This is a genomic window from Hypericibacter sp., from assembly GCF_050729195.1.
GTDB lineage: Bacteria > Pseudomonadota > Alphaproteobacteria > Dongiales > Dongiaceae > Hypericibacter.
The window spans coordinates 1-10,588 of sequence record NZ_JBOHKS010000327.1 but is presented as its reverse complement, the minus strand read 5'-3'; the positions used below and the strand labels follow the sequence as shown (position 1 = coordinate 10,588).

The window sequence follows — 10,588 nt, the reverse complement described above, 5'->3', positions numbered from 1 at the left end:
CGACATGATGGCCCAGTGCTTCGAGCTGCTTGCCGGCTTCCTTCGTCGCCCGCACCACCTCCGGATCGAGCGGATGGCCCGACCAGGAGTCCGTGCAGAGCGCAACGCGCAGGGACTTCGGCGGCGTCTCGATCGCCTTCGCATAGCTGCCGGCGGGCGGCGCGATCTCGTAAGCATCGCCGGGCACGGCACCCGAGGCGAGATCGAGCAGTGTGGCGCAGTCGCGCAGGCTGCGCGTCAGCATGAAGGCGGTGGCGAGTCCCAGGAGCGGCGCGTTCGAATCCGGCGCGCCGCTGACGCGTCCACGCGAGGGCTTGAGACCGACCAGGCCGCAGAAGGAGGCCGGGTTGCGGATCGAGCCGCCGCCATCGCCACCTTGCGCGAAGGGCACGATCCCGGCCGCGACCGCCGCGGCCGAGCCGCCGCTCGAGCCGGCGACGCCGCGCGACGGGTCCCAGGGATTCTTCGTGGCGCCGTAAAGCGAGGATTCGGTCGCGGCCGCGAGCCCGAACTCCGACGAGGTGGTGCGGGCGAGATTGACGAGGCCGCCGGCGCGCAGCTTCTTCCAATAATCGGAATCCCAGGACGCGCGAAACTCGCTGGCGAAGACGCTGCCGAACTGCGCCTTGCGTCCGGCCTCGATCGGGAAATCCTTGGTGAGGGTGGGCAGGCCGCGATAGGGGCCGGAGCCGGGTTTGTCCGTCAGTCCCTCGAACGCGTCGTCATAGATCTCGATCACCGCGTTGAGCTGCGGATTGAGCGCGCCGATCGCCTCGATCATGGCCGCACCCAGCTCGCGCGGCGTGGTCTCGCGCTTCTCGATCAGCGCCGCCAGACCCAGCCCGTCATAGGACGCGAGCTCTGCCGCTCTCACGGCATCGGCTCCGCGCGGCTCGAATCACATGTCACCGAAGTCTCCGAAATAGTCCTGCAGCGCCGTCAGATGCTTGATGCGCGCCGGCACCCGCTCGCCCAGCCGCTCGATCACGGATTCCAGCAGCAGCTCGAGGAGCGCCACCGTGCTGACGGTGCTGTCCCAGAACACCTCGCCCTCGCCGGGATCGGTCAGCGAGACATCGGCATCGTCGGCCCAGGCGCAATAGATGTCGGTGATGGCAATGACCTTGATGCCGGCGGCCTTCGCGCGATCGGCGAGCGGTCCGGCTTTGCGCGCATAGCGGCGCGATTCGATGATGACGAGGCAGGTCTTGCGCGGCTCGCCGTCGAACAGATCGACGAAGGTGCCGTCCTCGCCGTCGAGGAATCGCACGCCGGGCCGCGCATAATCGAGTTGCGAGGCGAAGTAGTCGCCGATGCCCCGTAGATTCTGGAACGACACCACGAAGACGCGCGGCGCGTCGGCGATGAGCTTGACCGCCTTGCCCCAGGCCGGTGTCGAGGCCTGGCCGAAGATGCGGGTCAGATTGTCGATATGCGCCTGCAGCTGGCGGCCCTGGATGCCGGCGCCGTTGCCGTTGCTCTTGCCGGGCGCGGGCTCCTTCACCTGCCAGGCGGAGTTGGGTCCGCGCGCGCGCAGATCCAGGGTGAGCTCGCTGAGCTTGCGATAGCCCAGCCGGCGCAGGAAGCGGCCGACCGTCACCGCGCTGACGCCGACCTTTTTGGCGATCGACGCCGCCGTTTCGAACGGAAGGTCTTCGAGATGGGCCTGGAAATAGCGCGCCAGCAGCGTCTCGGACTGGGTGCGCCAGTGCGATTTGGAACCGAGCCTGCCGAGAATCTGATCCTGGCTCATGCCCGAAACGACATCCATGTAACAATAATAACAATCTTGCAAAAATGTTATCGGTGTTACATCGGCCGAGTCAAGCGACCTGGGGCCGGGAACGGTGGATGGAACGCGCCAAAGAAACGGTAAGGGAACTGTTGCCGCCGAAACTGCTAGAATGGCATGAGCGGTTCGAATTCGCGGGGGGAGCGCCCTGAAGGGGCGCCGATTCTGACTTCAGTGGGAAATGGCATGACGTTCGCGACGCGTTTGGCGGTTCTGCTCGGTGCGGCAGGGCTGTGGGGTCTGGTCGGCTGCAGCTCGGGTTCCCAGGAGCCGATCAAGGCCCAGTCTCCCTCGTCGTCCATGGGCGCGGCGGTGACGACGGCGCCCGCCACGGTCTTGCCGTCTCCCGATGCCACCGTAACCGCGCCGCCCTCCACGCCCGCCGCGGACACGGCCTCGACCAGCCCGACCGAGCCGGCAGCTCCGCCACCCGAGAAGGCGTCGCTGCCCGGGACCGAGGCGACCATACCGGCGCAAACCGCTCCGTCTGAGCCGATAGCTGCCACGCTGACACCCTCGCCGCCGGCGGATAATGCGACGGTCGCGCCATCGCCCGCCGCCACCGAGACGATCCCGGCCTCGAGCGAAGCCGCAACGACCGCGACCGGCAGCGAGCCGCATTCGCTGGGCGCGGCGGGGCCGGCCTCCCTGCCGACCGAGCCCACGGGCACATCCGAGCCGGTCAATGCGGCGGCCGTGCCACTGGGATCCGCTCCGGCCACGACGACCGAGCCGAGCGCGACGGCGCCCATGATCGTTCCCGCCCAACCCGAAACGCCGCTGGCCGCGACCGCACCCACATCGACCGAGCCGAGCGCCACAGCGCCCGCAGTATCCACGGTCGCTTCCGCTCCGGCCGAAACGCCGCCCGCTGCAGCGGCGCCCGCATCGACCGAACCCGTGCCGGTCGTGATGCCCACCGCTCCTGCATCGACGGAACCCACGACGGCCTTGATCACGCCGCTGGGATCCGCGCCCGCGGCCCCGCCTCAGCAAAGTTCGACGGCGACCGCCGTTCCGTCACCGCCGCCGGCCAATCTGGGAACGGAGCCGCATTCGCTGGGGGCGACCGAGACGACCCCGGCCACGGCAGCGTCGACGGAGTAGCCGTCGGAGCGCCCGTCTGTCATGGCGCCGTCATGATCGGGCCGCTATACCCATGACCGCATGAGCCCCGCGCCGAACGACCCATCCTCCCATGGCGTGAGCTTTGCCGCGGCGTTCCGCGTCTGGCTGCGCGTGGCCCTCTTGAGCTTCGGCGGACCGGCCGGTCAGATCGCGGTGATGCATCGCATCCTGGTCGAGGAGAAGCGCTGGATCTCCGAGACGCGATTCCTGCATGCGCTCAATTACTGCATGCTCCTGCCGGGCCCCGAGGCGCAGCAGCTCGCAACCTATGTCGGCTGGCTGATGCACCGCACCCGCGGCGGCCTCATGGCGGGCGGCCTCTTCGTCCTGCCGGGCGCCATCGCTATCATGGGCCTGAGCTATATCTATGCCGGCTGGGGCCATCTGCCGGTGATCACCGCGCTGTTCTTCGGCCTCAAGGCGGCCGTGCTCGCGATCGTGCTCGAGGCCGTGGTCCGGATCGGGCGGCGCATCCTGAAGAGCCGCATCATGATGGCGATCGCGGCCCTCGCCTTCCTGGCAATCTTCTTCGTCGGCGTTCCGTTCCCGGCGATCATCGCCGGCGCCGCCTTGATCGGCTTTGCCGGCGCCAGGCTCGGATGGCCCGCTTTCCTGCCTCCGGCCGGAAAGAACAGCGCCGGCGCTGCAACCGGCACCGAGGACGGCAGCCTGCTCGGCGAGACGGCGCCCGATCACGCCCGGCCCTCGACCGCGCGATCGCTGCGCACCGCCGCGATCTGGCTGACGATCTGGCTGGGGCCCCTGGTCCTGCTGCTGCTGGCGCTCGGGCCCGCCGATGTCTTCAGCCAGATCGCGATCTTCTTCAGCAAGATGGCGATGGTGACTTTTGGCGGCGCCTACGCCGTCCTGTCCTATGTCGCGCAGCAGGCGGTCGAGCATTATGGCTGGCTCAAGCCCGGCGAGATGCTGGACGGGCTCGGCATGGCGGAGACGACGCCGGGGCCCCTCATCATGGTGCTGCAATTCGTGGGCTTCATGGCGGCCTATCGCGATGCCGGTGGGCTCTCGCCCATGCTGGCCGGCACCTTGGGCGGCTTGCTCGCGACCTGGATGACCTTCGCGCCCTGCTTCCTCTGGATCTTCCTGGGTGCGCCCTTCATCGAATCCTTGCGCGGCAACAAGGCGCTCAATGGCGCGCTGTCGGCGGTGACGGCCGCGGTCGTGGGTGTGATCCTCAATCTCGCGATCTGGTTCGCGATCCACGCGCTGTTTGCCGAGACGGTTCCCGTGCGCGCCTTCGGCCTGTCCTTCGACCGGCCGATGCCCGGCAGCATCCATCCCTGGGCGCTGATCCTCAGCCTCGTCGCGGTCGCCGCGATCTTCCGCTTCAAGATCGGCATGCTGCCGACCCTGGCGCTCTGCTCGTGTGCGGGCGTGGTGCTCTATCTCCTGGGCGTGAACGGCTGAAGGCCCGGCGTCAGGAAATCGGCGGCGCGCCGCCTTCCGAGCGCCTGCGGGCGACGAAACTTTCCAGCGCTTCGATGACCGCCGGATCCTTGGCCGGCGGCACGAACTCCCTCAGCACCTTCTTCCACAGGCCGTTCGCGCGCTCGGTCGCGGTCTTGGCGCCGTCCTCGGTCCAGGCGCCGAAATTGCGCCAGTCCGACACCAGCGGCGTGTAGAAGGCCTTCTCATAGCGCGCCATCGTATGGGCGGTGCCGAAGAAATGGCCGCCGGGTCCGGCTTCTGCGATCGCCTCGACGCCGATCTCGTCTTCGCTGAAGGCGACCGGCTGGAACAGCTCGGCGAACATCTGCAGCATCTCGACATCGAGAATGAATTTCTCATAGGAGGCCGCGAGACCGCCTTCGAGCCAGCCGGCGCCGTGGATCAGAATGTTGCAGCCGCCCATGATGGCGCCCCAGAGCGACATCTCGGATTCATAGGCTGCCTGCGCATCGGCGATGTTGGACGCGTTCACGTTCGAGGAACGCCAGGGCAGGTTGATATGCCGCGCGAGCTGGCCGGCGCCGAAGGCCGCCTTCACATATTCGGGCGTGCCGAAGGCGGGCGCCCCCGATTTCATGTCGACATTGGAGGTGAAGCCGCCATAGGAGACCGGCGCGCCGGCCCGCACGATCTGGGCGAGCGTGATGCCGGCGAGCGCCTCGGCATGGGCCTGCGTCAAGGCGCCCGGCAGGGTGATCGGCGCCATCGCGCCGGCGAGCGTGAAGGGGGTGATGATCGAGAGCTGGCCGGCGGCCGCGAAATCGATGATCCCCTGCGACATCGGGATGTCGAGCTGGAGCGGCGAGTTGGTGTTGATGACGGTGTAGCTGTGGGGCCGGGCCTCGAACTCGGCTTCGCTCAAGCCGGCATTGATCCGCACCATCTCGAAGCAATCGCGCACCTGCGGGCTGCCGCGGCCATAGATGAAGGGCGCCTTGTCGCCCAGCGTCAGCATGGCCAGCATCGTCTCGAGATGGCGGAACTCGGTCGGGATGTCCTGCGGCTCGATGCAGGCACCGAGGAAATGGATCACGTCGAATTGCTGCGACAGCTTGGCGAAGTTGCGAAAATCCTCGAGCGTGCCGCTGCGCTTGCCGCGCTCGATGTCGGTGACATGCGGCGGTCCGCCGACCGGGATCACGCTCAGATGCTTCTGCGCGATATGCTGGGTGCGGTGGGGTGCGGGCGCCACCAGGTCGAAGGCGGGCGGCGCTGTGCGCAGCGCCTCCTGCACCAGTCCGCGATCGATCTTCACCATGCGGCTCGCCTCGTCGACCGAGGCGCCGGCGGCCTTGTAGCGCTGGCGCGCCTCCGGCAACAGCACGCGCACGCCGATCTCCTCGAGGATGCGCAGGGCTGCCCGGTGCATCGTCTCGACCTGGTCGTCAGAGAAGAGCCGCATCGGCTCGAACGGATTGACCAGCCGACGATAGGGCTCGCTGCGGGCCGCTTGGTTCGCGACATTGTCGCTGGCCGTGCGGCGGCGGATGCGTCGGTCGGGACGTGACTCGCCGGTGATCATCGGATGCCTTCCCTGAAGGACGGATCAAATCTCTGGACAGGACTGTACATAAAATAGGGGCGCGGTGCAAAAGCCGGGTCGGGGCTCGAAAGCAGTGGGGCCGCGCCTTTCCCGGACGCGGCCCCCATTTTCCTTCGTGGGGTGATCGCCCCCTCCGTCACATGATCTGCAGGAAAATCATGATCAAGCCCACGACGGAGACCGCCCAGGCCGCAGTGCGAAGCCAGGGAATCCCGACGACATAGATGATGGCATAGGCGAGCCGCGCCCAGAGGAAGAGCTGGGCGCCCAGCACCGTCATGCTGCTGCTGATGCCGGCCGCATGGGCGACCAGGACCAATCCGGCGAACAGCAGCAGATTCTCGATCATGTTGAGGTGGGCGCGCCGGGCCCGGCCGGCCCACCCGGTCGGGGCCGCGACGCCCTCGCGATTGCCGGCGAGGGCCGGGACGCCGACCTGCAGGGTGTGGCCCGCGACCGCGACCAGCACCTGCACGAAGGCCAGGGCGATCGCACAGACCAGCAGCGTCAGTTCTGTCGTCATGGTGCTTCCCCTCTGCTTGGAGCCGGCCTCGTCAGGTCGAGTCGGCTCCGCCGCATCTTAACCGCAATCGCGGTGCTTTGGTTGGGGGACTATAGGGCTCATACTCTCGAAGGACGCCCTTCGAGGATGCAGGGGACCAAGCCATGGCCAAGCCGCGCGTCATCGCCTTCATCGTCAGGGAATTCAAGGAAATGATTCCGCCGACCCTGTTCTTCCTGGTCGGCTTCAATCTGATCGTGCTGACCACGCAGCTCCTGGTCGCCAACCAGCTGCCGGACTTTCTGTTCCGCCTGGCCAGCTTCCTGGTCGCCACGACGGCTGCCCTGATCGTCGGCAAATCGGTGCTGGTGGCCAATCACCTCGCGTTCCTGCGCCGGTACGATACGGCGCCCTTGATCCAGCCGATCCTGTTTCGGACGATCGTCTACAGCATGATCGTCACGCTGGTCCGTTTCCTGGAAAAGCTGGTCCACTATTTCGCCGGTGGCGGCAGTCTCGAGGCGTTTCCCGCCTATTTCGCTGACAACTTCGTATGGTCGCGTTTCTTTGCGATCCAGATCTGGATCTTCGTGCTGTTCCTGATCTACACGACCTTCAACGAGCTCAATGAGCTGTTCGGGCAGGGCGAGCTCCACAAGATCCTGTTCAAGCGGCGTTCGTCGGAGGTGAAGCTGACGCGGCGGGAGCGCCTGCGCGCCCTGGTTCGATTGAACGACCTCACCAAGGCCCATGGGGTCGGCGAGCTGCGCAATCCCGGCAGTGCCGCCCATGACGAGATGGTCAGACTGCTCGAAGGGCTGGCGGCAAAGAAATCGCCCTGATCGCGGCTTCCTCGCCTACCGCGCCTCAGTTCGGTGTCTCGACGTCCGGCAGGGAAATATCCCGGCCCTGCTTCAGCAGCGCGACGATCTCGCGTGATAGGTGAGAGCCAGCCCGATGCAATGTTTCAGCGCCGCTTTCGGCAGTTTGCGCTCGCGCTCGAACAGGAGCGCTCGATTGCCAGCGAAAGCGAAATCATCTGGATAGAGCTCGCGGAAGCGGTCGATCAGCGTGGTCTGGCAATGAAAATAGGCGGCGTAGCGATCGGGATCGCCCTTCACCGCGTCGATCCGCACGGTGGTGCCGGTGCGGGGCTTCGCCGGAAGATAGGCGGGTTGCGCCCATTTTAGGGTCTCGACCAGCCCACCCTTGCCGAGCTGCGCATCCGCCACCTCGAAGATCAGAGTCCGCAACGCCAGCAGAGCGGGGCGCAGGGTGGGCGGATAGGCCGCGAAGACCTCGGCGACGGCCGGATCGCTGAAGGGGCGATGTCTCATGGCCGCCAGATCAGCAGCTTCGGCCGGGATTCGCAATCGTTGGGGCGGTCGGAAATTTTGCCCCGTGCGGGTGGGGTTAAATGGCGATAGCCTCGACGGCTTCCCTCGCCTTGGAGGACCGACCCCATGACCGACAAGCCGACCTCGATCAATGCTGCCGGCGTCTTCGAGCCCTTCTCTGCCGAGCGAGTGCCCTGGCAGGAGGAGTACAACCATGGCCGTTATGGGAGCCAGTGGCAGCCATTGGGCGACTTCGGTGGCGGCTCGCATCTGGGCGTCCTGCGGGAGGAGCTGCTGCCGGGTTGGCAGTCCAATCTGCTGCATTATCATCTGCTCGAGGAGGAGCATGTCTTCATCCTCGAGGGCATGCTCACCCTGCGCCTCGGCGACAAGTCCTATCTGATGAAGCCGGGCGATCATGTCTGTTTCCCCGCGGGCCAGGCGGTCGGCCATTGCCTGATCAATCATACCGACAAGCCTTGCCGCTATCTCCTGATCGGCGAGCGCAACCCGCACGATGTCTGCGTCTATCCGGAAACAGGCCGCGTCGGTGTGAAGCTGATGGGCGAGGGTTATCGCCGTGCCGCGCGGATGGCCTATTGGGAAGACGCGCCTTGAGCCGCACCCGCGGATCCCGATCCGCGACGGATTTTGATTCAGATCAATGCGTGGCGGCGGCCGGACCCTAAGCTGCGGACATCATTTTCTTCCGGCAGTGCGATTGGTCCGCTTTGCGTTTCCGCGGCATCAGTCGGTACCCAGGCTGTCAAACGCGATGATGCAGGTCCTCGATCAGATCGGGCGCGACCACCGCAACATGCGTCTCGTCCTCGACATCGTCGAGGAGGAGGTGAGCGCCTATCATGAAGGACGTAACCCCGATTTCGATCTGTTGCGGTCGATCGCGGAATACACGCTGCACTATCCCGATCTGTTCCATCACCCGAAAGAGGATCTGGTCTTCGAACGGCTGGTCATGCGCGACCCCTCGGCAAAGGCCGTCATTGGCGACCTGATTCGGGAACATGAACGGCTCGGCGAGCTGACCCGGCGGTTCGCGGCGGCCATCGCGAACGCCGCCCGGGATGTCGAAATGCCTCGCGCCTGGCTGGAGGCACTGGCGATGGAATATCTCTCGGTGAACCGCCTGCCTATGCAGGCCGAGGAGAAACATTTTTTCCCTCGCGCCCTTGCCGCGCTCACGGATCGGGACTGGGCCGAGATCGACCAGCGCGCCGTTCACATCAGTGACCCGATTTTCGGCCCGCGGGTCGAGAATGGTTATCTCGCCATCCATGAGCGGATCCAGAAATTCCGCCTGTGAGGCTTGGCCTCGAGGCGCGAGTATCCGCGGGGTACCTCCGTTGATCAGGGCGAGCGAGCGGGCGCTGCTGGAAACCAGGCCGTCTGTCGCCGCGCCAGGGCCGGATGAATCAGGTGAATGGAGGACCGGCACAGGCTGCAATGGATGAGCGCTGCCGGCGGATCCTCGAGCGAACGGTCATAGGCGGCCGGTTCCGCATAGCGAACCGAGGGCGCCAACTCGAAGCGACGCGCCAGCCCGGCTTCATCGACACAGCATTGCGCCTCCACGTCGGGCCCCGCCCAGCGTCGCAGATAGAGTCCCTGATCGCGCAGCGCCCGTTCGATCGGCTGCAGATGCGGACAAGTGGCGGTCTGGCGGCGATCCAGATCATAGGCGATCTGCGCGTCCGACCAGGATTGGCCGGCCTCGATCAGGGGCACATAGCGGCGTTTGATCGGGTCGGCGGCCAGGGCCGCCAGGCGTTCTCGTCGCGCGGCCTCATTGGCCAGGCGCTGGCGACGCAGGCGCGGGCGATGGAAATCGAATCCGTCGGGGAGGATGCCCCCGGTCCGACGCGCGGGGCCGCCCGGGGCGCCAGCGCTTGGCGGCGATGATGACGACGGCCACCAGCACCGCGATCGCCACCGGCAGGCTGTTGACGATCGCCGACGGTGCCGGCTGGCCGGAGAGATAGAACCCGGCCCCGATCATGATGACGAAGCCGGCGCCCACGCCGGCCATCGCCAGGAGAACGCCGCCCGGAAAGCGCGAGGGTGGGGAGGCGTTCATGACGCCGGGTGCATCGTCGCCTGTGCCGGCGATCCCGCGAAGGCGGCTTTGGCCTCGCGGTCGAGCAGCACCCAGAGCCCGAAGCCGCCGAGCACCGTGCCGAGGGGAAAATTGAGCAGCTCGAGGGCGGAGAGGATGATGATCAGGATGCGCGCCCAGGGTTGCAGCCGCAGCAGACCGATGCCGCCGATCAGGCCCGGCAGGAACAGGAAGGCGGCGATGACCGAGAAGAGCGGCCCGACGTAGAGCAGCGCTTCCGTGCTGTTGTCGTCCGGCGAGAACCAGAGGCCGGCGCAAAGCGCCAGGCCAGCGATCAGGCCGATGCCGCCGAGCAGGGTATGAATCCAGCCGAGGATCTTGATTTTGATGGTCATGAGGGGCCGGCGCGCTCGCCCGCGGGCTCATTCCCGCTTATGACGGGCAGCCTACCACAAGTCGAAAGGTCCGCTCAGGCCCGAGCGCGGCGGTCGATGCCTTGCCTCTATTCGAGGAGCCCCACCAGGGAACGGGAGGCGGATTAGGTTTCGCCGTTAAGGCGCGGAGCCGGGTCCCAGACTGGGATGGAGAACGGGCGCATAGCCCGCGACGAGCGCGCGCAAGGTCGAGGGCGGCGTCAGCAATTGCGCATTCTGCGGGGGCATCGCGGTCTGATAACCCGCTGGCGTCCAGCGAAAGATCTTTCGACCCGCCATCACAAAAGCCGTCTCTCCCACCGCAATCA

At 66.5% G+C, this 10,588-nt stretch carries 14 protein-coding genes; 4 read left to right on the top strand and 10 right to left on the bottom strand.

What is annotated here, in order from left to right; translation table 11 throughout:
• The 3 genes from ACREE8_RS26320 to ACREE8_RS26310 form a co-directional block, all read right to left on the bottom strand.
• The coding region (locus tag ACREE8_RS26320; RefSeq protein ID WP_431575995.1) for an amidase at positions 1-874 on the bottom strand (874 nt) is incomplete at its 3' end.
• 24 nt (positions 875-898) lie between these two features.
• Positions 899-1,753, bottom strand: a complete 855-nt coding sequence (locus tag ACREE8_RS26315) for a MurR/RpiR family transcriptional regulator (protein ID WP_431575994.1) — start codon at positions 1,751-1,753, stop codon at positions 899-901.
• A 146-nt stretch (positions 1,754-1,899) separates the two neighbouring features.
• Positions 1,900-2,751, bottom strand: coding sequence for a hypothetical protein (locus ACREE8_RS26310; protein WP_431575993.1), 852 nt, complete (start codon positions 2,749-2,751; stop codon positions 1,900-1,902).
• Between the two features lie 208 nt (positions 2,752-2,959).
• Between ACREE8_RS26310 and chrA the strand changes: the two genes are divergently transcribed.
• A complete protein-coding gene (gene chrA / locus ACREE8_RS26305) occupies positions 2,960-4,348 on the top strand; it encodes a chromate efflux transporter (RefSeq protein ID WP_431575992.1) in 1,389 nt (462 codons plus the stop codon).
• A 10-nt stretch (positions 4,349-4,358) separates the two neighbouring features.
• Here chrA and ACREE8_RS26300 read toward each other — a convergent pair whose 3' ends face one another.
• Together ACREE8_RS26300 and ACREE8_RS26295 are read right to left on the bottom strand one after the other, a co-directional pair.
• A complete protein-coding gene (locus tag ACREE8_RS26300; RefSeq protein ID WP_431575991.1) occupies positions 4,359-5,912 on the bottom strand; it encodes a trimethylamine methyltransferase family protein in 1,554 nt (517 codons plus the stop codon).
• Between the two features lie 157 nt (positions 5,913-6,069).
• Positions 6,070-6,456 carry an MAPEG family protein gene (locus ACREE8_RS26295; RefSeq protein ID WP_431575990.1) on the bottom strand — a complete coding sequence of 129 codons (387 nt, stop codon included), beginning with the start codon at positions 6,454-6,456 and terminating at the stop codon, positions 6,070-6,072.
• Between the two features lie 143 nt (positions 6,457-6,599).
• Between ACREE8_RS26295 and ACREE8_RS26290 the strand changes: the two genes are divergently transcribed.
• Positions 6,600-7,277, top strand: coding sequence for a hypothetical protein (locus tag ACREE8_RS26290; protein ID WP_431575989.1), 678 nt, complete (start codon positions 6,600-6,602; stop codon positions 7,275-7,277).
• Between the two features lie 72 nt (positions 7,278-7,349).
• Here ACREE8_RS26290 and ACREE8_RS26285 read toward each other — a convergent pair whose 3' ends face one another.
• Positions 7,350-7,772, bottom strand: a complete 423-nt coding sequence (locus ACREE8_RS26285; RefSeq protein ID WP_431575988.1) for a DUF1801 domain-containing protein — start codon at positions 7,770-7,772, stop codon at positions 7,350-7,352.
• 126 nt (positions 7,773-7,898) lie between these two features.
• Between ACREE8_RS26285 and ACREE8_RS26280 the strand changes: the two genes are divergently transcribed.
• Positions 7,899-8,390, top strand: a complete 492-nt coding sequence (locus tag ACREE8_RS26280) for a cupin domain-containing protein (protein ID WP_431575987.1) — start codon at positions 7,899-7,901, stop codon at positions 8,388-8,390.
• 157 nt (positions 8,391-8,547) lie between these two features.
• Positions 8,548-9,096, top strand: coding sequence for a hemerythrin domain-containing protein (locus ACREE8_RS26275; RefSeq protein WP_431575986.1), 549 nt, complete (start codon positions 8,548-8,550; stop codon positions 9,094-9,096).
• Between the two features lie 44 nt (positions 9,097-9,140).
• On the opposite strand, the gene ACREE8_RS26270 is transcribed toward ACREE8_RS26275, so the two are convergent.
• The 4 genes from ACREE8_RS26270 to ACREE8_RS26255 all read right to left on the bottom strand — a co-directional run.
• Positions 9,141-9,518 carry a hypothetical protein gene (locus tag ACREE8_RS26270; RefSeq protein WP_431575985.1) on the bottom strand — a complete coding sequence of 126 codons (378 nt, stop codon included), beginning with the start codon at positions 9,516-9,518 and terminating at the stop codon, positions 9,141-9,143.
• Positions 9,519-9,576: 58 nt separating this feature from the next.
• On the bottom strand, positions 9,577-9,867 hold the full coding sequence (locus ACREE8_RS26265; protein WP_431575984.1) for a hypothetical protein: 291 nt from the start codon (positions 9,865-9,867) through the stop codon (positions 9,577-9,579).
• Complete coding sequence (locus ACREE8_RS26260; RefSeq protein ID WP_431575983.1) at positions 9,864-10,241, bottom strand: hypothetical protein; 378 nt, start codon at positions 10,239-10,241, stop codon at positions 9,864-9,866. Before ACREE8_RS26260 ends, ACREE8_RS26265 begins: the two co-directional genes overlap by 4 nt.
• 156 nt (positions 10,242-10,397) lie before the next feature.
• Positions 10,398-10,588, bottom strand: a 191-nt coding sequence (locus ACREE8_RS26255) for a hypothetical protein (RefSeq protein ID WP_431575982.1), incomplete at its 5' end; no start/stop codon positions are given.